Origin of the sequence: Kitasatospora sp. NPDC091207 (assembly GCF_044768625.1) — a bacterium.
Taxonomy (GTDB): Bacteria; Actinomycetota; Actinomycetes; order Streptomycetales; family Streptomycetaceae; genus Kitasatospora.
Window position 1 is genome coordinate 212,984 of sequence record NZ_JBIVVS010000004.1, and the last position, 20,619, is coordinate 233,602.

A 20,619-nucleotide genomic window follows, 5' to 3' on the forward strand; every position below is an offset into this window, starting at 1 on the left:
GAAGCGTCGCGGCACAGGTCCTGCCCCCGTCCGGCGGGGCCGCAGGCGCCTTCGGGCCGGGATATCGGTGGGCGTCGGCGGCGGTCGCCGTTGACGCCGGCGGCCCGGGTCCCTCGGTGGAGCCGCTCGTGCAGGGAATCCACGGTAATTACCTCCTCCTGGCACGGTGTCGGGCGGCGAGGACAGCGCCCGCCGCCAGGCCGGTCACGGTTCCCGCCACGCCTGCTGTCAGCAGCCGGGTCGCGGCGGTGCGCGGCCCGGGGCGCGGGACCGCCTTCTCGGGGCGGTCGCTGGGCGGTGGTCCGTCCATGGCCAGGGCGAGGGCCTCGGCCAGGTGCAGCGCCTGGCGGCCGGTATCGGCTTGGTCGATCTGGGTGCGGCAGCTGAAGCCGTCGGCCAGGACGAAGGCGCTGGGCGCGGTGTCGCGGACGGCGGGCAGGACGCCCTGCTCGGCGATGGTTCGGGACAGGTCGTAATGGCCTTGCTCGAAGCCGAAGTTGCCGGCCAGGCCGCAGCAACCCTCGTCGAGCACGTTCGCATCCAGGCCCGCGCGGCGCATCAGTTCGCGGTCCGGGTCGGTGCCGAGGACGGCGTGCTGGTGGCAGTGGGTCTGCACGGTCGCCGCCCGGCTGATCCGCTGGGGTTGCCAGCCGTCGGGCGCGTGGTTGACGAGGTGTTCGGCGAAGGTCCGCATCTGCGCCGCGAGGCGGGTGATGTCCTGGTCCCCGGCGAGCAGGTCGGGGGCGTCGGTGCGGAAGACCGCAGTACAGGAGGGTTCGAGACCGATGATCGGCGTCCCGGCCTCCAGCCACGGCCGCAGCACTGTCGTGGTGCGCTTCAGGACTGTTCGGGCGGTGACGAGTTGGCCGGTGGAGATCCACGTCAGGCCGCAACACACCGGCCCGTCCGGCACCGCTACCCGGAAACCGGCGTCCTCCAGCACGCGGACCGCGGCCTCGGCGATGTGGGGGTGGAAGTGGTTGGTGAAGGTGTCCGGCCACAGCAGCACGGTGCGCGGATCAGCCGGGTCGGGCTCATGCCTGCCGGGTCGGTGCCAGGACTCCTGGAACGACTCGGCGGCGAACAGGGGCGCGGCGCGGCGCGGGTCGATCCCTGCCAACCGCTTACCCAGCCACCCGAGACCAGGGGCGTGCAGGGCGGCGTTGGCCAGGCCCGGTGCGACACGGGCCAGCCGTGCCCACAGCGGGAGCCAGCCCATGGCGTAGTGGGCGGCCGGGCGCAGCCGGCCCTCGTAGTGGTGGGCGAGGAACTCGGCCTTGTAGGTGGCCATGTCGACGCCGACCGGGCAGTCGGACCTGCAGCCCTTGCAGGCCAGGCAGAGGTCGAGGGCGTCGCGGACTTCGGTGGAGCGCCAGCTGCCGGTGATCGGGGAGTCGTCGTGGCCGCCGAGCATTTCGAACAGAAGGCGTGCCCGGCCGCGGGTGGAGTGCTCCTCCTCTCCGGTGGCGCGGTAGGAGGGGCACATCACGCCGCCCTGGTGGGTGCGGCAGTTGCCGATCCCGACGCAGCGCAGCACCGCCCGGCCGAAGTCGTTGCCGTCCTCGGCGTACGCGAAGTGCGTCTCCAGCGGTTCGGGCCTCCAGGTGGCGCCGAGGCGCAGGTTGGTATCCACGCGGTGGGGGTGGACGACCTTGCCGGGGTTCATCCGGTTGCCCGGGTCGAACAGCGCCTTGACCTCGGCCATCGCCTCGATCAGGGCGGGGGTGAACATGCGGGGCAGCAGCTCGCCGCGGGCCTGCCCGTCCCCGTGCTCGCCCGACAGCGACCCGCCGTAGGAGGCGACCAGGTCGGCGGCGTCGAACAGGAAGGCGCGGAAGTCCTCGATGCCCTTGCCTTCGCGTAGTTCGAACGGGATCCGGGTGTGCACGCAGCCCTGCCCGAAGTGCCCGTACAGGGAGGCCTGCTGGTAGCCGTAGTGGTCGAAGAGACGCTCCAGGTCGCGAAGGTAGTCGCCCAGTTTCTCCGGCGCCACCGCGGAGTCCTCCCAGCCCTCCCAGGTCTCGGAGCCGTCCGGCGGCCGGGCGGTGACGCCGAGTCCCGCCTCACGGGCCCTGAGCATCTCCTGCTCCCGCGCCGGATCATCGGAGAGCGCCACCCGTGGGTCGTCCTCCTCGCGGTCCAGCGCCTGCAGCAGCTCGTACGCCTGCGCGTCCGCCTCCTGCCTCGTGTCGCCGGTGAACTGGACCAGCAGCCAACTGTCCCCCTCGGGCAGGCTGTCCAGCGAGTCCAGGTAGGCGTGCTCCTCGCGCATGAGCTGCGCCATGCGCCCGTCGATGGCCTCCAACTGGGTGGGGCGGCTGTGTTCGAGCAGGTCCGGGACGGCGTCGGCGGCCTGGTAGATGTCGTCGAAGCCCAGGACCAGCAGCGCCTCCGCCGCCGGCACCTCGACCAGCTCGAGCTCGGCCCGCAGGACGGTCACCAGCGTGCCCTCGCTGCCGACCAGCGTGCGGGCGATGTCGAAGCCGTTCTCGGGCAGCAGGGAGTCCAGGTTGTAGCCCGAGACCCGGCGCGGGATCTTCGGGTAGCCCGTGCGGATCTCGGCCAGATGGCGGTCGGCGAGGTCCTTCAGGCCCTGGTACAGCCGGGCGCGCCCGCCGCCTTCGGTCATGATCCGCTCGAACTGCGCCCGGTCCGTCGGGCCGGCCCAGAATCGGGTTCCCTCGTACGTGAGCACTTCCAGGCGGTGGACGTTGTCGACGGTCTTGCCGTAGGCCTGGGCGGAGGCCCCGCAGCTGTTGTTGCCGATCATGCCGCCCAGCGCACAGTGGCTGTGCGTGGACGGCTTCGGCCCGAACTTCAGCCCGTGCGGCGCGAGTTGCCGGTTGAGTTCGTCCAGCACGATGCCCGGCTCGACCACACAGGTCCGCGCCTCGGGGTCCACCGAGAGCAGGCGGTTGCAGTACTTGGTCCAGTCGATGACCACCGCCTCGTTGGTGCACTGCCCCCCGAGGCTGGTACCGCCCCCGCGCGAGAGCACCGGCGCGCCGAACCGGGCGCACACAGCCACCGCGGCGGCACCGGCCTCCACCGTGCGGGGTACGACCACGCCGATCGGGACCTGCCGGTAGTTGGAGCCGTCGGTCGCGTACGCCCCGCGGCTGCCCGCGTCGAAGCGGACCTCGCCGTCCACCTCCGCGCGAAGCGCGTGTTCCAGTGCGGCGAGATCGACCTTCTGGCTGCCGGACATCGGTCAGCTCCGTCCGTTGCCGGGCAGGAACTCCTGGATCTTCGCCTTGACGCCCTGCTGGACCACCGATGCCCGGTCACTGTCGCCCTTGAGGACGGAGAGCGCCGCGGCCTTGATCTGGTCCCAACTGGCGTGCGGCGGAATCGGCGGCACCGCCGGATCGGTGCGGAAGTCGATGACGAACGGCCGGTCCGCCGCCAGCGCCTGACGCCACGCCGACTCCACGTCCTCGGGCCGCTCCACCCTCACCCCGGCAAGGCCGAATGTCCTGGCGATGTCGGCGTAGCGGACGTCGGGCAGGCTCTGTGAGGGTTCGAACTGCGGGGCTCCCTGCATCGCGCGCATCTCCCAGGTGACCTGGTTCAGGTCGTGGTTGTTCAGCACGGCGACGACCATGCGCGGGTCGGCCCACTCCCGGTAGTACTTCACGGCGGTGATCAGCTCGGCGAGGCCGTTCATCTGCATGGCGCCGTCACCGACGATCGCGATCGCCGGACGGTCGGGGTGCGCGAACTTCGCGCCGATCACGTACGGCACGCCCGGGCCCATGGTCGCCAGGGTGCCCGACAGAGATCCGCGCATGTCGCCGCGCATCCGCAGGTGCCGGGCGTACCAGTTCGCCGCGGACCCAGAGTCCGCGGCGAGGATCGCGTTGTCGGGCAACAGCGCGTCCAGGGCGTGGACGACGAGTTCGGGGTTGACCGGGTCCGCGGACACCTCGGCGCGGCGCTGCATGACCTCCCACCAGCGTGCCGCGTTGTCCTCCACTGTTTTGCGCCAGGTGCGGTCCGCCTTGGGCTCCAGCAGCGGGATCAGCCGGCGAAGGGTCTCGCCGGCGTCGCCGACGAGATTGACCTCGAACGGGTAGCGCAGTCCGACCATGGACGGGTCGATGTCGATCTGCACGGCTCGTGCCTGGTCGAACTCGGGCAGGAACTGGGTGTACGGAAAGCTGGATCCGACCACGAGGAGGGTGTCGCAGTCCCGCATCATCTCGTAGGACGGGCGGGTGCCGAGCAGGCCGATCGATCCCGTGACGTACGGCAGGGTGTCGGGAAGCGCGTCCTTTCCGAGCAGCGCCTTCGCAACGCCGGCGCCGAGCCGGTCAGCGACCTGGTCCACCTCGGGTCGGGCCGAGCGGGCGCCCTGCCCGATCAGCATCGCCACCTTCTCGCCCACGTTGAGGATCTCCGCGGCCTTCGCGAGATCCTCGTCGGCCGGGACCGGGGCGTAGTGGGGGATGCCGAGGCTGGACGGGACCTGCTTGAACGCGTGCGCCGGGGGCTCGTAGTCGAGTTCCTGCACATCGGCCGGGATGATCACCGCGGTGACCGTGCGCCGGGTGGCCGCGATGCGCATCGCGCGGTCCAGCACGTTGGGCAGCTGGGCTGGGACGGTGACCATCTCGCAGAACTCCGAGGCCACGTCCTTGAACAGGCTGAGCAGGTCGACCTCCTGCTGGTAGGAGCCACCCATCGCGCTGCGGTCGGTCTGGCCGACGATCGCGACGACCGGCACGTGGTCGAGCTTGGCGTCGTAGAGCCCGTTCAGCAGGTGGATCGCGCCAGGGCCCGAGGTGGCCGCGCACACCCCGGTGCGACCGGAGAACTTCGCGTACCCGACGGCCTCGAAGGCGGCCATCTCCTCGTGCCGCGCCTGCACGAACCGCGGCGTGTTCTCGGCGCGGCCCCAGGCGGCGAGCAGCCCGTTGATCCCGTCCCCGGGGAAGGCGAAGACGTACTCCACCTCCCAGTCACGCAGCCGCTCCAGCATGTAATCGGAAACCTTCATCACCCAGCTCCTCCACTGCGCGGTCCCGGCACCGTGGGGGCGCCGGGTTGGGCCTATGAGCGCGGCTAACCGCTGGTGCCGCGATGAAACCGGCTTTCGCAGCATCGGTACGGCGGGCGCTCGAAGCTGCGGGCAGTGTCACCGCGGCCGGCCCGTCCGACCGGGAGGCCTGCCGGACGCACCCGTGTGGGCGCCCCGTGTGGCGGGAGGGCCGCGCCGATGCCGGACGGTTTCGGGTCTCGAAGTCGGCAGGCCTTGGCCTCCCGGCCAGTGGAGAGATGTTCGTACGTGCGATGGGCCGTGAGTGGACGCGGGTGATCGAGCGGGCAGGAAACGGGGGTGTGTGGAAGCCTTGAAGCTGCTCACCGCAGCGCACTGACGCTGTCAACCGGTGTCCCCGGGCCATTGGCGCCCAGACACGACACATGCGGGAAGGACCGCTGCTCATGGCCACGTTGCAGGGAAAGACCGTCGCGTTCCTCGCCGCGCCCGAAGGCGTGGAACAGGTGGAACTGACCCAGCCCTGGCAAGCGGTCGCCCAGGCCGGTGGCACAGCGCGCCTGGTGTCCACGAAGAGCGGCAGGATCCAGGCGTTCCACCACCTGGACCGCGGCGACACCTTCGAGGTGGACGACGTCGTCGCCGACGTCTCGGCCGACGAGTACGACGGCCTGGTGCTGCCGGGCGGCGTCGCCAACCCGGACGCGCTGCGGCTCGACTCCGCCGCAGTGGGCTTCGCCAGAGCGTTCTTCGACGCCGGGAAGCCCGTCGCCGCCATCTGCCACGCCCCGTGGACGCTGATCGAGGCCGATACGGTCCGTGGGCGCACTCTCACCTCGTGGCCCAGCCTGCGCACCGACCTGGTCAACGCCGGCGCCCGATGGGTCGACGAGCAGGTCCAGGTCTGTACCGCCGGACCCAACGTGCTCGTCACCAGCCGCAAGCCGGACGACCTGGATGCGTTCGGCGACGCGCTGGTGACCGTCTTCGCCAAGGCTTAGCGGCCGGCAACCACACCGACCGACATGCGTGGGCAGCGGTGCTCCCCCGCACGGACTGGCCATCCACTCCTGGGTGTCGTCAGGCCCAGCTGCCGGTGGGGGTGAAGAACTCCCGCGATCGCCGCACCAAACCGCGCTCCGGTGGCGGCAGCGGATCTGCCGGCTGCGCCGACAAAGCCTCGGTCCGGGGAAGGCCGGCGGTCAGTTCCTTCGGATCCCGGACCCGGTGTCCCAGGTGCTGCAGCTCCGGGAGGGCTTTCGCCGCACGGACCTGCGGGGAGGAGCTGGGCTTCCTCGTAGGCGTTGTGTCCGGTGACCTGCTCGATCAGCCGTGCCACCGGGCGGTCGAAGTCCGGGCCGTGCGCGCCGCGAAGCGGCTGGCCCGAAGGGAGGCACGGACCCGTGCCCCTTGTCCCTATCGTTCCTGAGTTCTCCGCCGAGCCTCTTTTCTCCGGGACGGGGTGTAGCTGAATGCGCCCGCTCCGCGCACACCGGCCGCACGCTCAAGCAGGTCGCCGCCGACGCCGCAGCAGGGGATCCGTGATGACCTCGCTGCTCGACCGGCTGCCCGCCGACCAGCTCAGCCGCCTTCGTCCGGCCCCGCGACGCGAGGACGGCGAGGCCCAGCGGCCCATGCCGGCCCTGCTCTCCGACCGCCGCTCCTTCGACGACGCCTGGCTTTTCGAACGGAAGCTGGACGGCGTACGCGCCCTGGCCGCCCGCGACGGCGACCGGGTCCGCCTGCTCTCCCGAGGCCAACTCCGCAACGCCACCTACCCGGAACTCGTCGACGCCCTCCGCGCCCAGCACTGCCGGGACTTCGCCGTGGACGGTGAGATCGTCGCCCTCCACCACGGACGAACCGACTTCTCGCTGCTGCAGCAACGCAGCGGCCTGACCGACCCCGACGCCGCCCTCGCCAGCGGCGTCCCCGTCCTCTACTACCTCTTCGACCTCCTGCGCCCGGACGGGCGCGACACGACCGCCCTGCCGCTGCGCACCCGCAAGGCCCTGCTCCGCGACGCCCTCGACTTCGACGACCCGCTGCGCTTCACCCCGCACCGCAACACCTGGGACCAGGACCTGCTCGACCACGAGTGCGCCCGCGGCTGGGAGGGCCTGATCGCCAAACGGGCCGACTCCGCGTACGTCCACCGGCGCTCCGGCGACTGGCTCAAGCTCAAGTGCGGCTGCGGCTGCGGCCAGGAACTCGTCATCGGCGGCTTCACCGAGCCCGCCGGCACCCGGGTCGGGTTCGGTGCGCTCCTGGTCGGCTACTACCAGGACGGCGATCTGCGCTACGCGGGCAAGGTCGGCACCGGCTACGACACCCGCACCCTCCTGGACCTTCGCCGACGCCTCGACGCCCGCCGGCAGGACCGTCGACCGTTCGCCGACGAGACCCGCGAGCGCGCCCTCCACTGGGTCCGCCCGGAACTCGTCACGCAGATCGGCTTCACCGAGTGGACCCGCGCCGGCCTGCTGCGCCACCCCCGCTAACTGGGGCTGCGCGACGACAAGCCCGCCACCACGGTGGTCCGCGAACAACCCCTCGGAGGCCCCCGATGAACCCCACCGCGACAGCGGAGCTCCGGGCCGGCCGGCACACCGTGCAACTGAGCCGCCCCGACAAGGTGTTCTTCCCCGACGACGCCATCACCAAGGCCGACCTGGCGCGCTACTACCGCACCGCCGCCCGGCACATGCTCGGCTTCGGCGAGGAGGGGCCGCCGGCGCCGCCCCACCGACCGAGCCCTTCTCCCTCCTCGCCGCCGCAGCAGCACGGGCAGCCATAGACCACGCCGTCCCCGTGTGTGGCCGGTCAAGTGCCGGGTGCGGTTGCGGCCGTGATCCATCGCGGAGGTGAGCATGGAGATCAGGAGCGACCGCATCGCGGACCCCTGCGGCACCTGCACCCCGTACGGCAGGAGCGAACCCCGGTCCCCCGGGTCCGCTCCTTCCTCACGCCCGGCACGGCGACGGACGCGGCGGAGCGGTGGGTGCAGACCGCCTTCCTGCTGCGCTCCCACGGCGACGTGCACAGCGGCGTCGCCCGCTACAAGCCGAACTCGCTGGACGGCGGCTGCCCGTCCTTCGCCGGGGAACACGCCTACATCGAACGCCCCGTCCCGATCGCGGCCACAGCCACGGTCCGCGAAGCGCCCGCCTCGTTCGCCGACCACTTCAGCCGGCCGCGCCAGTTCTGGCTGAACCTGAGCCCGTCGAGCGCGAGCACGTGATCGCCGGACGCGTCCGCGCGCGGCGCCGACCACCACGGTGCCCGCGAGGCCAAGTCAGCGCCGTCGCTCGGCGGCCGGCCCGCCCTCGACTCCCGCGCCGTCCTCCTCGTCAACGAGGCCTACCGGCACGCCAAGCCTCTCGCCGGCCTCGCGGACGCCCGCGGCCTGTGGGCGGCGGCGAGACTCGATCCGCAGGCCCCCGGCGTGTTCACCGCGACCGACGCCGCGCAGGCCGTCTCGGCGCTGGTGGAGCAGCTCGGCACGCACCGGGTCTGGGAACGCTTCCCGGCAACGGCGAACTGAACCTCCCGCCCTCATGGCCGCGGGGGTTCAGGCTTGTTGCCGGGCCGAAGCGATGGCTTCGGCCCGGCAACAAGCCTGCGTGGGGGTGCCCGTTTTCGCGGCAGCTAAGTGGACAGACGCGGAAGAGCGAGTGTTGGTACGGCCCCGTGAGGAGTGACGATGAAGGCCCTGACCTGGCACGGCCGGCGGGATGTCCGTGTCGACACCGTTCCCGATCCGGCGATCAAGGATCCGACCGATGTGATCATCAAGGTGACCACCAGCGGCCTGTGCGGCTCGGACCTCCACCTCTACGAGGTCCTCGGTCCGTTCCTCGACGTCGGTGACATCCTCGGCCACGAGCCCATGGGCATCGTCCAGGAGGTCGGGCCCGAGGTCACCGCCGTGGCGGCGGGCGACCGGGTGGTGATCCCGTTCAACGTGTCCTGCGGGACCTGCCACACCTGCGGGCAGGGCCTGCACTCGCAGTGCGAGACCACCCAGGTGCGGGAGTACGGCAGCGGCGCCGCACTGTTCGGCTACACCAAGCTCTACGGACAGGTCCCCGGCGGGCAGGCCGAACTGCTGCGCGTCCCGTTCGGGAACACCCTGCCGATCACGGTGCCGCACGGCCCCGAGGACGACCGTTTCGTCTTCCTCTCCGACGTCCTGCCCACCGCGTGGCAGGCCGTCGAGTACGCGGATGTGCCCGCAGGCGGCAGCCTCGTCGTCCTGGGCCTGGGGCCGATCGGCGACATGAGCTGCCGGATCGCCCTGCACCGCGGCGCAGGCCAGGTGATCGGCGTCGATCTCGTCGGCGAACGCCTCACCCGAGCCAGGCGGCGGGGCGTGCACGTCCTGGACCTCCACGAGCACGGCAAGGACCTCTCCGACGTCATCCGTGACCTCACCGACGGCCGCGGCCCGGACGCGGTCATCGACGCCGTCGGCATGGAAGCCCACGGCTCGCCCGGCGCGAAGCTCGCCGCCCAGGCCACCAACCTGCTGCCGAGCGCCGTGGCCGCCAAGATGATGGAACACGTCGGCATCGACCGCCTCCACGCCCTCTACCTCGCCATCGACATCGTGCGCCGCGGCGGCACCATCTCCCTCTCGGGCGTCTACGGCGGCCAGACCGACCCGCTGCCCCTGCTCACCATGTTCGACAAGCAGATCCAACTCCGCATGGGCCAGGCCAACGTGCACCGCTGGGTCGACGGCATCCTTCCCCTGCTCACCGACGACGACCCGCTCGGCGTCGACACCTTCGCCACCCACCACGTCCCGCTCGACGAGGCCCCCGCGGCGTACGAGATGTTCCAGAAGAAGCAGGACGGCGCCGTGAAGGTGCTCTTCAAGCCCTGACCACCAGCACGCCCCCTGCCGACGAGAGCCCCCGAACCCCGGGAGTCCACCATGACCGCACGACCGCACCGCTTCGCGAACCGCACCGCGCTGGTCACCGGTTCCTCCCGCGGGCTCGGCCTGCTCATCGCCCGGGAGCTTGCCCGCCACGGCGCCCGGGTCATGCTCTGCGCCCGTGACGCGGACGCCCTCGGCCGGGCAGAGCGGCAGCTGCGAGCCGACGGAGCGGACGCCGTCGCCCTCAGCTGCGACATCACCGACCCCGAGACCCCCCGCCGGCTCCTGGACGCAGTGCACGAACGCTTCGGCCCGCTCGACATCCTCGTCAACAGCGCAGGCATCATCCAGGTCGGCCCCGTGGAGGCCCTGCGCGAGGAGGACTTCCGCCAGGCCATGGAGACCATGTACTTCGCGCCGCTGCGCCTCACGCTGGCCGCACTAACCGACCTGCGGGCCAGCAGTGCCGGCACGGTGGTGACGGTCTCCTCGGTCGGCGGCCGGATCCCCGCCCCGCACCTGCTGCCCTACGTGGCCGCCAAGTTCGCCGCCGCCGGGTTCTCCCAGGGCCTGCGGGCGGAACTGGCGGGAATGGGAGTGAGCGTGACCACCGTCCTGCCGGGGCTGATGCGCACCGGATCGCACACCGCCGCACGCTTCCACGGTCGCCCCGGAGCCGAGTACTCCTGGTTCGCCGCCGCGGCCTCCATGCCGCTGCTCTCGATGGACGCCGAACGCGCCGCCCGCGCGATCGTCCGGGCGGCCGAGCGTCGCCGCCCCGAACTGGTCCTCACCCCCGCGGCCAAGGTCGGCGTCCGGTTGCAGGGGCTCGCGCCCGCCACCACCGCGCGCCTGCTCGGCCTGGTCGCCCGAACCCTGCCCGCCACTGGTGACCGGCCACGCCACGACGTCCAGGGCGCCCGCGCGGCGAAGCAGTCCAGCCTGCCTGCGTGGGTCACCGCCCTCGGGGACCGGGCCGGCGCGCGGTTGGCGGAACCCCGCCCCCGTACCGACCCCTGAGCGCACCCCGGCCCCCCGCCACCTGGACCCCCACCGGGCCGATGTGGCCACCCCAGAACGGAACCCCTGGCCGATGCGCCTGAGAACCAGCGACCCGCACAGCCCCGGGTACCGGCGCCGGCGGCACCAGCCGCGGCTGTCGCTACCTGACGTCCCGCGACGCGCGGGTGACCGTCGAGGAGCTGGACCGGGCGAAGGCGCTGGCCATCCCTCCGCCGTGGACCGATGTGTTGGGGCGGGTCACGGCGGAGATGTTCACCCCCTACCCGCCCGGGATCCCCGCTGCGCTGCCGGGCGAGCGCCTCAACCGTGACGTGCTGGAGTACCTGCACAGCGGAGTCCGGGCGGGCGTGGTGATCCCGGACGCGGCCGATCCAGGCCTGGACAGCGTGCGTGTGGCCGTCGAGGAGTGAGAACGGACGGGTCACACGCCGGTGGTCTGGTCGGTGATCAGTGCCACGAGTCCGTCGCGGCCCGCCTTCCGCAGCTGACGCAGCTGGCGGACGGCGCCGTTACCGTCCCGCTGCATGCGCTCCAGCACAGGGACAATGTGCCGCTCGTCCGCACTGTCCTCGATCACCGGGGCGACGTGGTCCAGCAGGGCTCCCACCGCTTCGCCGACTGTGGACAGCCGGCCGGAGAACGGGTCGAGCACTGTGCTCGTGCAGCCGTGCCGGGCACTGTGCCACACGGCGGCCGCGAGCATCTCCTGCTCGACGGACGGGACGCCGCACCGGCCCTTCGCGTCGCCGAGGGCGCGGGTCGCAAGGGCGCGTACGACGCCGGCGAGCATCACCGCTTCGTCCGGGCGCAGCTGGACGTCCATGGTGCGAATCTCGACGGTGGGGAAGCGCTCGGACAGCCGGATGTGCCAGTAGACCTGTTTGATGTCGCGAATCAGCCCGCCGTCCACCAGGGCCCGGGTACGCCGGTCGTAGGCGCCGGCGTCGGGGAAGTGCGGCGGCGGCCCGCTCACGGGCCACCGGCCGAAGACAATGGTGCGCCAGCTCGCGAATCCGGTGTCCGTGTTCTGCCACAGCGGCGAGTTCGCGGCGAGGGCGACCAGCAGGGGCAGCCATGGACGCAGTCCGTTCATCACGGTGACGCCCGCGCCGCGGTCGGGCATGCCGAGGTGGACGTGCATGCCCGTGATCAGCTGCTGATCGGTGAGCAGCCGGGTGTCTGAGCGCATGGTGCGGTAGCGGGCGGTGTCGGTGACGGGGACCGGCAGAGGGTCGGTGAAGGGCGCGGCGCCGCACGCGGCGAGGCGGCAGCCTTCCTGCCGGGCGGCCTCGCCGAGGGCCAGGCGCATCCGCAGCAGGTGCCCGCCGGCTTCCTCCAGGTCGTGGCAGATGGGGGTGGCGACCTCCAACTGGGCCTGGAGCAGTTCTCGCTGAACCTCGTCGCGCTCCAGAGCCGGTTGGAGGCTGGCGGCCTCGCGCACCTGGGCGGCGCGGGCCACCGGGAGCCCGGTGGCGGGGTCGAGCAGGAGGTATTCCTCTTCGATGCCGAGGGTCAGCATGCTGAGCATGTACCCGGGAGCGGAACGCGCATGCGGCTGGCCGCGGCAGGGGCGGGGCCGGCGGAATCAGGTGAGCCCGGCGGGGCAGACGCAGGACGGGAGGTGATCGGCCCTGGTTGCACCGGCCCATAACGAGGAGGCCTGGACCAGGCCGGAGTGCTGGTTCGCCAGGTCATCGCGGCACTGGCCGCCGCCGGGCCCACCGTCGCCGGAGCGGAATCACTGACCGGCGGGCAGCTGTGCGCGCAGCCGGCAGCGGCTCCGGGTGCGTCGGCCGTGTTTCGTGGTGGGCTCGTAGCCTATGCGACCGATCTGAAGGAGGAGCTGCTCGGCGTGGAAGGCGACCTGCTGGCGCGGTCGGAGCGGTCATCCCCAGGTTGCCGCCCGGGAGGCGGAGGGTGTCCGACGGCTCGCGCACGCCACGTACGGTGTGGCCACCACCTGCGTGGCCGGGCCCGCGCCGCAGGACGGATGTGGCGTTGGGACGGTGTTCGTCGCGGTCGCTGGCCCGCACTCGGCCGCGGCTGTGCGGCCACTCCCACCAGCACCGATCGGGACGTCAGTCAGCCTGCGGCCCTCCTCGCGGCCCTGCAACTTCTCCGCGACGAACTCCGGCCCCCGAGCTAGCCGACAGCTTCCTCACCGCCGGCCCCGGGGTCAGGGAAGCGGGGTCGCGTGCAGGCAGGTGTGACGGCCCTGTCCGCCGGGCTCCGGCAGGAGCCGGGCGGTGGCTCCGATGATCCCGACGCGGAAGGTTCCGTGGCTGTCTGCGTAGACGAGGGTGCCGTCGGCGACTCGCTCGCCGGTGGCCGGGGCGCCGGGCAGGGTGACAGCAAAACGCGGCGGCGGGTTGGACGGCTTCCCGTCGGCGGGGGGCGCGGGTGATGGCGTGGGCATGGCAGATTGCGGCCGATGTCCGGCCGCTGCCCCGCAGAGCACGCCTGGGCGGCATCGCGTTCACCTCCGCTCTCGCCACCGTGGGCGTCGTGGCGATCGCGCTGGGCCCACCGGCCTGCCGGTGGATCACGGCGAACACTCCCACGAGCCTGCTTCCGATGTGCCGTTCCGCCCGCACTCCCAGGCAACCACGGCCTGCTCCGGATCGCACTCGGTCTCACCGTCGTCCTGCTCCTGACGACTGCGGCCGCCTCCGTCCGCGGACCTTCGGCACGCCCTGGGCCGGCCGGCACCCCGGCAACGCCCTATCGGCCACCGACCGCGCATCTGGCTGCTGGGAAGCCCGCACCGGCTGGCCACTGATGTCGGCCGCGGCCGGCCCGGTGGTCGGGCTGCTCCTTCACGCGTACTGGGTCCGGTCCGACGGCCCACCGAACAGGACCGCGTCACCGCCGGTCGCCCGGGGGTAGACAGGTGGACCGCGAGGAAATCGCCGTCGCCGGACCGGGCGAGGCGCGGCAGCCGTACGGGCGGAGCCGTGTCAGCCGGTTTCAGCCTGCCGCTCGATGTCCTCGATTCCGCTCGGGCTTCCGGCGCGCACCCACCGCACGAACAGGCCGCCGCCGATCAACACCGTGGCGACCAGGGAGAGCACCGGCCAGCCACGCAGCAGGTTCACCACCAGAGTGAAGGCGACGGCTGCCGCTGCCAGCGCGTTGACCGCAGCCAGTGCGGGCTTTCGCTCACTGCGGGCAAAGCGGGCCATGGCCAGCAGGCCGACCAGGAAGCTGACGAACACCGACACCGCGTAGAACAGCACCAGCTCCTGTTCCTGCCCGGCGGCGGCGACGATGATCACGGCTGCGGCGGCCAAATACACCACCACCGACCAGTACGGGGTGTGGTGACGGTTGGTCCGGCCGAGGATCACGGGAAGCACGCCGGGCCGCTCGGCGCTGCCGGCCAGGGCCTTGAGAAGACCGGGCCCGGCCTGGAAGGAGGAACTGGCCGCAGCGAGCAGCAGCAGGGAACTGGTGAGCTGGAACGTGCTGTAGAGCCAACCGGGGCCGACAGCAGCGTGAGCAATGTCGGCGATCTGCGTGGAGTCGGCGCCCGGCAGGCCGATGTGGAGTTTCACCGAAAGGGCGGTCAGGGCCAGCGTGAGGCCGCCCACGATGACCAGCAGCAGGGCGAGGGTGCCGCGGCCGAAGCGCCGGCGGTGGGTGTCGTCGAGCTGGCCGAGCTGCGCGATCGCGGTCGACGGCGCCTCGACACCGGTGGCCAGCGCCATCGCCACCGGGAAGGCCATCACCACCGCCAACACCGCCGAACGGCCCGGGTCGGTCCGGGCCGGGGCGGTGCCGACGGCGTGCGGAGCCGCGAAACCGAGCACGACCACCGTGACAGCGGCGAACACGAAGACCACCGTCATGGCGGCGAACAGCAGCCGCCCGCCGTGCCCGAACCAGGTCAGCCCGGCCACGACGACCAGAAGCACCAGCGCCAGCGGGATCCGGATCGGCGCCAGGCCCGGGAACAGCGCGATCACCGCGCTCGCGGCAGCCGCGATGGAAATGCCGATGGTGAGCACGAAGTCCACGACCAGGGCCCCGATCGGCAGGAATGTCCATTTCGCGCCGAACGCCTTCCCGGCCGCCGCGGCCGCGCCGCCTCCCTTCGGGAAGCGCCGTACCAGCTGCCAGTAGTTCGCGGTCACCACCACGACCAGGCCGACCACCAACGCCATGGTCGGCAGCAGCAGTGCCAGGTCGCCGTGCAGAGCGTGCAGGGCCGCCTCGATCGCGTACGCGACGGATGACACGGGATCGGCGATCACCGCGAATGCGAACGCGAAGAACAGCACCGACCGGCGCGGCCCACGCGAAAGCGGCGGGGGCGGGGTCACAGCAGGACCGGCGAGCTTGGGAGCAGCCACAGCAGGAAGCCTCTCGCGTCGAGGAACGACAAACGTCAATCGCCGACCAGGCTTCCCGGCACACCGAGCGTTAACGGTACGACAAGAACCCGCCAGTGAGGCATCAAGAAGCCGTTAAGGATCGACGACCATCACAGGCCCGCACTTCGTCACCTTGACGCGCTCTGTCCACCGCCATGACTCCGAATATGACGCAGCGTCACCGAGATATGTCGCCGGTTCGTCCCGCATGAACCGTGCAGTCAGGCCGAGCTGGCGATCGTGCGGCTGTGAGGAACGCGCGGAACCGACTCCTCGTGTCAAGGGGCAGTGGGCCCAGCACAACCTCGTCCTCAAGACCGCCCAGCCGCTCACCTCACTCTCTGTGGAGCTGCGCATCGCCCAGACCGGCGACGTACGGGACACCGGCAACTGGCGGACCCTGCCGAGCGACGACTTCACCGTCACCGCTCAGGAGTCCGGCGGCGTGCTGGTCTACCGCTGGGTCCTGAAGCCGGGCCGCACGGTGCCGGCGGGGCAGCACGAGTTCGCCGGCTAGCTAGCGCGAGGGAGGAATGGGTGCGGCGGAGGGGGAAGCGCCTGGCCGTGCGGGGGTGGAGAGGTGAGTGCTGAGCCAGCTGAGGGACGGGGGGAGCAGACGGACCCAGGTGGTGAAGTTGTGTCCCCCGGCGTCGACGGTCGCCTGGGTGACGGTCATCGGCGGGCGGGCGGCGGCGGCGAACGCCCGCGAGTCGGCGTAGGTGCTGCCGTCCTCCTTACTGTCGGCGAGCAGGACAGCGACCGGGGGTGCGGGCAGGTGGGCGAGTCTCCAGTTGAGGTCGGCCTGGTCGCGGCGCTGCCGGCTGCCCGCGAACAGGTCGCCGGTGGTGAGGTCCTCGGCCGCTTTGAAGTAGCCGGACAGCGACACGGCGGCGGCGAACACGTCGGGGTGCTCCATGGCGAGCTTGAGCGCGCAGTACCCGCCGGTGGAGTCGCCCATCACCCCGAGGCTGCCGCCGCCGGAGAGGATCCGGTAGGACGCTCTGAGGTCCCGCGGCACGTCCGTGGTGAAGTAGGTCTGGGCCTGCGGGCCTCCGGGGATGTCCTCGCACTCGCTGTCCTGGGGCATCGAAGGCGACGGCCGCATCAGCACCTGGATGGTGGGCTGCATGGCGCCGCTCCTGATCAGCTGGAGCTCGGTCGCCGGGTAGCGGAGCTTGGTGATCAGGTTCTTCGCATCGCCGGGGAAGCCCGTCATGACGACGACCGCGGGGAAGCGCTGGTCCTTGAACGGCTCCTGGAAGTACTGCGGCGGAAGGTAGACGTAGCCGTCGGTGGACAACCCGGTGGAGCCGCCCGGGATGCGCACCCGGTCGAGTCTGCCGACCTGTGCCGGGTCCTGGCCCAGGCTGCCGGTCGCGGGTACCTGCTCGCGCCCGAGGAGCTGCACGCCGGCCGCCCCGGTGCCGGTCCCGGTGCCGGGAGAGTGTCCGGTGCCCTGGATGGTCGCCGTCTGGCGGTTGTGGCCCAGGAGGTCGCCCCAGCTGCTGTAGAACACGAAGTAGTCGTTGGCCAGCAGCCCGAGCGTGCACAGCAGCAGGACCTGGGTGGAGGCGATGGTGGCGAGCCGGCTGAACAGGGCGGGCCAGCTGCGGTACGCCAGCCGCGGCCAGATCCACAGTGTTGCGAGTACCGACAGCACCGCCAGCACCGCGCACAGTGCCAGGAGCTTGTGACTGGTCAGTCCCACAGGTCACGTCACCACCGTTCGGGCCCCTCTTCCAGTCTGCCCACCGGACATCCGTCCCCTCCATCGGGCGCTCTCCTCCGCCTGCTGCCGTCGCCCGGCGGCGGTGCGCAGGGGGTGGCCGGCGCGTGTGGTCAGGCGGGCAGGAGCAGGGTGAGGACGGTCGGCGCCGTGGCGGTGACGCGGAGGCGCCCGCCGGCGGACTCTGCGAGGTCGCGGGCCAGGGCCAGGCCGATGCCCTGGCCGCCTCCGGTGGTGGCGCCCCGGTCGAACGCCGTCTGGGGGTCGAGGGTCAGGGTTCCTTCGTCGGCGACGTCGACGGCGATGGCGCCGCCGACCTCCCTCAGGGTGATGTCGATGGTGCCGAGGCCGTGCCGGCGGGCGTTGTCGAGGAGGATGTCGAGGATCTGGGCGGCGGTCGGGCCCGGAAGTGCCGCATCCCGCGCCTCCGGGGCCGTGGTCACGCGCAGGAGGCGCCCTTCTTGGGCGAGAACACCGTGCCAGCGGCGCTGGAGGGCGGCCAGGAGGTCGGCCGCCGCCTCCGTGGCGGGCGTGGTGCCGTCGGGGTCCGGTTTCGACAGGCGCAGGACCTCGTCGATGGTGGTCTGCAGGTGCCGGGAGCGCTCCAGGGACTGCTCCAGGGCAGGGGTCTGGTCAGCGCGCGGGTTGTCCAGGGCCGCCTCCAGGCCGAGCTGCAGGCCGGTGAGCGCGGTGCGCAGCTGGTGGGAGGCGTTGGCGGTGAATTCGCGTTCGTGGCGGAGCAGGTTCGCGAGGCGGCTGACCATGGTGTTCTGTGTGTGGGCGACCTGGTCGATCTCGGGGATGCCGCAGGTTTCGGCCCGGGCGGCGAGGTCGCCGTCGGCGACGGCCCGGGCCTGGGCGGAGAGTGCTTCCAGGGGGGTGCTCAGTGCCCGGGACTGGCGGCGTGCGAGCAGGATGGCGCAGGTCAGGGCGGTGAGGGCGGCGGCCAGCAGGATCAGCCAGGCGAGGACGATGCGCTTCCAGACCTGGCTGGTGGGGGTGGAGGCGCGAACGACGCCGATGGTCTGTTCGCCGACGGCGACGGGCACGGCGGCGATGAGTTCGCCGCCGTGGGTGGCCTGCACGACGGTGCCGGCGGCGGCTGTGCGGGTGGCGGTGTCCGCGTCCGCGGGGCCGGTTCCGGTGTTCAGGTGCAGCGTGCGGTCGTACAGGCCCAGGCGTGTGCCGGGTTCGGGGGCGGGCAGTTCGACCGGGTCGCCGGCTGCGGAGTCGGGGCCGACTTGGACGGCCGCGGCCAGGGCCTGGCGTTGGAGTTCGCTGCGTTCGTCGTTGACGAGCACGAGCCGGATCGCGGCGGCGAGCGGCAGTGCGAGCAGGAGCAGGGCCACACTCACGGCGATGACGGCCACGCGGACCACCCGGTGTCTCATCCCGCCATCATCGCCGCCGTGCCTGGTGCCGGACGGGGACGGCGCCAGGGTGGTGGCGGGTTTTGCCGTCGTCTAACGGTCTTCGGAGCCGGCGTTTGCCCGGGCCTCTCTAGCGTCTGTGGTGTCGCCGAGGTGCGGAGGATCGGATGTCCAGGAAGCGGATGGCAGGAGCCGTCGCCGCCGCGGCCGCGGTGGCCGCGCTGGTGGCGGGCTGTTCCGGTGGCTCGGGTGGATCCCAGCCGACGGGCACGCCGGGTGGTTCCGTGTCGCAGCCGGCCACGGGAGGCAGCCCACCGGCGACGCCGGCGCAGCCGGCGCCCGGCGCGACGGAGTCCAATCCGGCCGGGGACATCCCCGACAGCCAGGCCTACGTCGCGTACGCGCCCGCGCAGGGCGGGTTCACACTCAAGGTCCCGGAGGGGTGGGGACGCACCGACAGCGGCACCACGGTGGCCTTCGGTGACAAGCTGAATCGAATCGAGATCACCGCGGGTGCGGCCGCGAGCGCGCCGTCCGTCCAGCAGGCGAGGGCCGAGGTGCTGCCCGCTCTGCAGCAGCAGGTGCCGCAGTTCGCCGCGGGCACGGTCTCCGAGGTCGCGCGGCCCGCGGGCACCGCGGTCCTGGTCACCTACCAGGGGGACTCGGCGCCCGATCCGGTGACGGGCAAGGTCGTGCGTGACGCGTGCGAGCGATACACGTTCTTCAAGGACGGCCGACAGGTCGTGATCACGCTCTGCGGGCCCGTCGCCGCGGACAACAAGGACCCGTGGCGCACCGTCACCGACTCCCTCCGGTGGCAGTGATGGCCACCCCGAAGCCGGAGCCGACCGCCGTGCTGGATGCGGCCTACGCGCTGGAGGCCCGGGAGCTGTACCGGTTCTTCCGGGCAGGCGAGGAGGAGACCCTGGCGTTGCGCGGGGTCAGCCTGCGGGTGCGTCCGGGTGAGGTCGTCGCGGTGGTCGGGCCCTCCGGGTCGGGGAAGTCGACGCTGCTGGCGTGCCTGGCCGGGCTGGAGGAGCCCGACGGCGGAACGGTCCTGGTCGCAGGAGAGCGCATCAGTCACCGTCCGGAGAGCGAACGCGCCCGCCTTCGGGCCCGCCGCATCGGGGTGCTGCTGCAGAGCGGCAACCTGCTCCCGCACCTGGACGTGACCGCGAACATACGCCTGGCCAGCTTCGCGGCCGGCACCGAGCGCCGCGCCGGAGCGGGCGACCTGCTGGCCGGCGTCGGACTGGACGGCCGCTCGCACGCTCTGGCGCACCAGCTCGCCGGCGGCGAACTCGCCCGCGCGGGCTTGGCCGTCGCCGTCGCCAACGACCCCGACATCCTGCTCGCCGACGAGCCGACCGGCGAACTCGACGGAGCGAGCGAGCAACTGGTCCTGGACCTGCTGCGGGCCCGCGCGGCCGCCGGCGGCGCCGTCCTGGTGGTCACCCACAGTGCGCAGGTCGTGAAGATCGCCGACCGGGTCCTCGCCCTGCACGACGGGAGGATCCGGTGAACACCGCCCCTCACGCACAGGCTGCCGCTGCGGCGGTGGTGCGGTGCCAGGACATCGCCCGCACGTTCGGCCGCGGCCCGGCAGCCGTGGTCGCCGTGCACGGCACCGACTGCGTGGTGGCCGCCGGCGACCTCGTGGCGATCACCGGGCCGTCCGGATCCGGGAAGTCCACCCTGCTCCATCTGATGGCGGGCCTCGAACAGCCCACCACCGGCCACGTCACCTGGCCGGCCCTCACCGACCGCGTCCGCGAGGTAGGCGTCGTCTTCCAGAGCCCCAGCCTGGTCCCGGCGCTGGACGCCGCGGAGAACGCCCAGCTGCCCTTGGTCCTGGCCGGGCTGCCCGAGCAGGAGGCACGCGAGCGCGCCGAGGACGCCCTCGCGCAGGTCGGCGTCCTCGGCCTCGCCCGCAAGCTTCCCGAGGAGCTGTCCGGCGGCCAGGCCCAGCGTGTGGCCGTGGCCCGGGCCCTGGCCCTTCGCCCGAAGCTGATCCTCGCGGACGAGCCCACCGGCCAGCTCGACGGCGCCACCGGCCGGCACGTCATCGATGTCCTGCTCGGCGCCGCCCACCGCACCGGCGCCGCCCTCGTGGTCTCCACCCACGACCCGGCCGTCGCAGCGCGCCTGCGTGAGCGCTGGCAGATGCACGAAGGCCGCCTGCTTCCAACCGCGCAGAACGAGCGCGGCCGGCGCGCCGCCGAGCAGGGGCGAGAGTCATGATC

General features: G+C 72.2%; 17 protein-coding genes and 3 pseudogenes. 13 read left to right on the top strand and 7 right to left on the bottom strand.

Annotation, left to right across the window (positions count from 1 at the left end):
- Positions 1-148 precede the first annotated feature (148 nt).
- Both ACIQTO_RS10685 and ACIQTO_RS10690 read right to left on the bottom strand, forming a co-directional pair.
- The gene (locus ACIQTO_RS10685) at positions 149-3,208 is read right to left on the bottom strand and encodes an FAD-binding and (Fe-S)-binding domain-containing protein (protein ID WP_402385757.1); all 3,060 of its coding nucleotides are present in this window, start codon (positions 3,206-3,208) and stop codon (positions 149-151) included.
- Positions 3,209-3,211: 3 nt separating this feature from the next.
- Positions 3,212-4,999, bottom strand: a complete 1,788-nt coding sequence (locus ACIQTO_RS10690; RefSeq protein WP_402385758.1) for a thiamine pyrophosphate-requiring protein — start codon at positions 4,997-4,999, stop codon at positions 3,212-3,214.
- A gap of 446 nt (positions 5,000-5,445) precedes the next feature.
- On the opposite strand from ACIQTO_RS10690, the gene ACIQTO_RS10695 reads away from it, so the two are divergent.
- The 8 genes and pseudogenes from ACIQTO_RS10695 to ACIQTO_RS10730 all read left to right on the top strand — a co-directional run bounded on the left by ACIQTO_RS10695 (position 5,446) and on the right by ACIQTO_RS10730 (position 11,317).
- On the top strand, positions 5,446-6,000 hold the full coding sequence (locus tag ACIQTO_RS10695; protein ID WP_402385761.1) for a type 1 glutamine amidotransferase domain-containing protein: 555 nt from the start codon (positions 5,446-5,448) through the stop codon (positions 5,998-6,000).
- Between the two features lie 543 nt (positions 6,001-6,543).
- Complete coding sequence (gene ligD, locus ACIQTO_RS10700) at positions 6,544-7,500, top strand: non-homologous end-joining DNA ligase (protein WP_402385763.1); 957 nt, start codon at positions 6,544-6,546, stop codon at positions 7,498-7,500.
- A 65-nt stretch (positions 7,501-7,565) separates the two neighbouring features.
- Positions 7,566-7,796 (top strand): hypothetical protein, encoded by a 231-nt coding sequence (locus tag ACIQTO_RS10705; RefSeq protein WP_402385765.1) that lies wholly within the window; start codon positions 7,566-7,568, stop codon positions 7,794-7,796.
- A gap of 204 nt (positions 7,797-8,000) precedes the next feature.
- A complete protein-coding gene (locus ACIQTO_RS10710) occupies positions 8,001-8,240 on the top strand; it encodes a hypothetical protein (protein ID WP_402385768.1) in 240 nt (79 codons plus the stop codon).
- 96 nt (positions 8,241-8,336) lie between these two features.
- Positions 8,337-8,543, top strand: a pseudogene (locus ACIQTO_RS10715) (hypothetical protein); the annotation flags it as partial.
- A gap of 159 nt (positions 8,544-8,702) precedes the next feature.
- On the top strand, positions 8,703-9,887 hold the full coding sequence (locus ACIQTO_RS10720) for an alcohol dehydrogenase catalytic domain-containing protein (RefSeq protein ID WP_402385771.1): 1,185 nt from the start codon (positions 8,703-8,705) through the stop codon (positions 9,885-9,887).
- A 51-nt stretch (positions 9,888-9,938) separates the two neighbouring features.
- Positions 9,939-10,904, top strand: a complete 966-nt coding sequence (locus tag ACIQTO_RS10725; protein WP_402385774.1) for an SDR family NAD(P)-dependent oxidoreductase — start codon at positions 9,939-9,941, stop codon at positions 10,902-10,904.
- A 146-nt stretch (positions 10,905-11,050) separates the two neighbouring features.
- Positions 11,051-11,317 (top strand): hypothetical protein, encoded by a 267-nt coding sequence (locus ACIQTO_RS10730; protein WP_402386288.1) that lies wholly within the window; start codon positions 11,051-11,053, stop codon positions 11,315-11,317.
- A gap of 11 nt (positions 11,318-11,328) precedes the next feature.
- On the opposite strand, the gene ACIQTO_RS10735 is transcribed toward ACIQTO_RS10730, so the two are convergent.
- Positions 11,329-12,435, bottom strand: a complete 1,107-nt coding sequence (locus tag ACIQTO_RS10735) for a glutamate--cysteine ligase (RefSeq protein ID WP_402385776.1) — start codon at positions 12,433-12,435, stop codon at positions 11,329-11,331.
- 147 nt (positions 12,436-12,582) lie between these two features.
- Between ACIQTO_RS10735 and ACIQTO_RS10740 the strand changes: the two are divergent.
- Positions 12,583-13,117 (top strand): annotated as a pseudogene (locus ACIQTO_RS10740) (CinA family protein).
- Here ACIQTO_RS10740 and ACIQTO_RS10745 read toward each other — a convergent pair.
- Together ACIQTO_RS10745 and ACIQTO_RS10750 are read right to left on the bottom strand one after the other, a co-directional pair.
- On the bottom strand, positions 13,084-13,323 hold the full coding sequence (locus ACIQTO_RS10745) for a DUF6296 family protein (RefSeq protein ID WP_402385779.1): 240 nt from the start codon (positions 13,321-13,323) through the stop codon (positions 13,084-13,086). The pseudogene ACIQTO_RS10740 and the gene ACIQTO_RS10745 sit on opposite strands and share 34 nt — an antisense overlap.
- Before the next feature lie 541 nt (positions 13,324-13,864).
- Positions 13,865-15,259, bottom strand: a complete 1,395-nt coding sequence (locus ACIQTO_RS10750) for an amino acid permease (RefSeq protein WP_402385781.1) — start codon at positions 15,257-15,259, stop codon at positions 13,865-13,867.
- A gap of 310 nt (positions 15,260-15,569) precedes the next feature.
- Here ACIQTO_RS10750 and ACIQTO_RS10755 point away from each other — a divergent pair.
- A pseudogene (locus tag ACIQTO_RS10755) lies at positions 15,570-15,791 on the top strand (hypothetical protein); the annotation flags it as partial.
- A 6-nt stretch (positions 15,792-15,797) separates the two neighbouring features.
- On the opposite strand, the gene ACIQTO_RS10760 reads toward ACIQTO_RS10755, so the two are convergent.
- Both ACIQTO_RS10760 and ACIQTO_RS10765 read right to left on the bottom strand, forming a co-directional pair.
- Entirely contained in the window at positions 15,798-16,988 is a 1,191-nt protein-coding gene (locus ACIQTO_RS10760) for an alpha/beta hydrolase (protein WP_402385784.1), read from the bottom strand.
- A gap of 131 nt (positions 16,989-17,119) precedes the next feature.
- Positions 17,120-18,397: a sensor histidine kinase gene (locus ACIQTO_RS10765; RefSeq protein WP_402385786.1), complete on the bottom strand. Its 1,278-nt coding sequence runs from the start codon at positions 18,395-18,397 to the stop codon at positions 17,120-17,122.
- Positions 18,398-18,543: 146 nt separating this feature from the next.
- Here ACIQTO_RS10765 and ACIQTO_RS10770 point away from each other — a divergent pair, with 146 nt between their 5' ends.
- The 3 genes from ACIQTO_RS10770 to ACIQTO_RS10780 are packed head-to-tail and all read left to right on the top strand — an operon-like array spanning position 18,544 to position 20,617.
- Entirely contained in the window at positions 18,544-19,200 is a 657-nt protein-coding gene (locus tag ACIQTO_RS10770) for a hypothetical protein (protein ID WP_402385788.1), read from the top strand.
- Positions 19,200-19,898 carry an ABC transporter ATP-binding protein gene (locus ACIQTO_RS10775; RefSeq protein ID WP_402385791.1) on the top strand — a complete coding sequence of 233 codons (699 nt, stop codon included), beginning with the start codon at positions 19,200-19,202 and terminating at the stop codon, positions 19,896-19,898. Before ACIQTO_RS10770 ends, ACIQTO_RS10775 begins: the two co-directional genes overlap by 1 nt.
- Positions 19,895-20,617, top strand: a complete 723-nt coding sequence (locus ACIQTO_RS10780) for an ABC transporter ATP-binding protein (protein ID WP_402385794.1) — start codon at positions 19,895-19,897, stop codon at positions 20,615-20,617. The genes ACIQTO_RS10775 and ACIQTO_RS10780 overlap by 4 nt, the downstream gene beginning before the upstream one ends.
- The last annotated feature ends 2 nt before the right edge of the window (positions 20,618-20,619 follow it).

Bases quoted from the DNA above. Each gene is read 5' to 3' on its own strand.
- ACIQTO_RS10685 (WP_402385757.1), bottom strand. From the start codon at position 3,208: ATGTCCGGCAGCCAGAAGGTCGATCTCGCCGCACTGGAACACGCGCTT.
- ACIQTO_RS10690 (WP_402385758.1), bottom strand. From the start codon at position 4,999: ATGAAGGTTTCCGATTACATGCTGGAGCGGCTGCGTGACTGGGAGGTG.
- ACIQTO_RS10695 (WP_402385761.1), top strand. From the start codon at position 5,446: ATGGCCACGTTGCAGGGAAAGACCGTCGCGTTCCTCGCCGCGCCCGAA.
- ligD (WP_402385763.1), top strand. From the start codon at position 6,544: ATGACCTCGCTGCTCGACCGGCTGCCCGCCGACCAGCTCAGCCGCCTT.
- ACIQTO_RS10705 (WP_402385765.1), top strand. From the start codon at position 7,566: ATGAACCCCACCGCGACAGCGGAGCTCCGGGCCGGCCGGCACACCGTG.
- ACIQTO_RS10720 (WP_402385771.1), top strand. From the start codon at position 8,703: ATGAAGGCCCTGACCTGGCACGGCCGGCGGGATGTCCGTGTCGACACC.
- ACIQTO_RS10725 (WP_402385774.1), top strand. From the start codon at position 9,939: ATGACCGCACGACCGCACCGCTTCGCGAACCGCACCGCGCTGGTCACC.
- ACIQTO_RS10735 (WP_402385776.1), bottom strand. From the start codon at position 12,435: ATGCTCAGCATGCTGACCCTCGGCATCGAAGAGGAATACCTCCTGCTC.
- ACIQTO_RS10745 (WP_402385779.1), bottom strand. From the start codon at position 13,323: ATGCCCACGCCATCACCCGCGCCCCCCGCCGACGGGAAGCCGTCCAAC.
- ACIQTO_RS10765 (WP_402385786.1), bottom strand. From the start codon at position 18,397: ATGAGACACCGGGTGGTCCGCGTGGCCGTCATCGCCGTGAGTGTGGCC.
- ACIQTO_RS10770 (WP_402385788.1), top strand. From the start codon at position 18,544: ATGTCCAGGAAGCGGATGGCAGGAGCCGTCGCCGCCGCGGCCGCGGTG.
- ACIQTO_RS10775 (WP_402385791.1), top strand. From the start codon at position 19,200: ATGGCCACCCCGAAGCCGGAGCCGACCGCCGTGCTGGATGCGGCCTAC.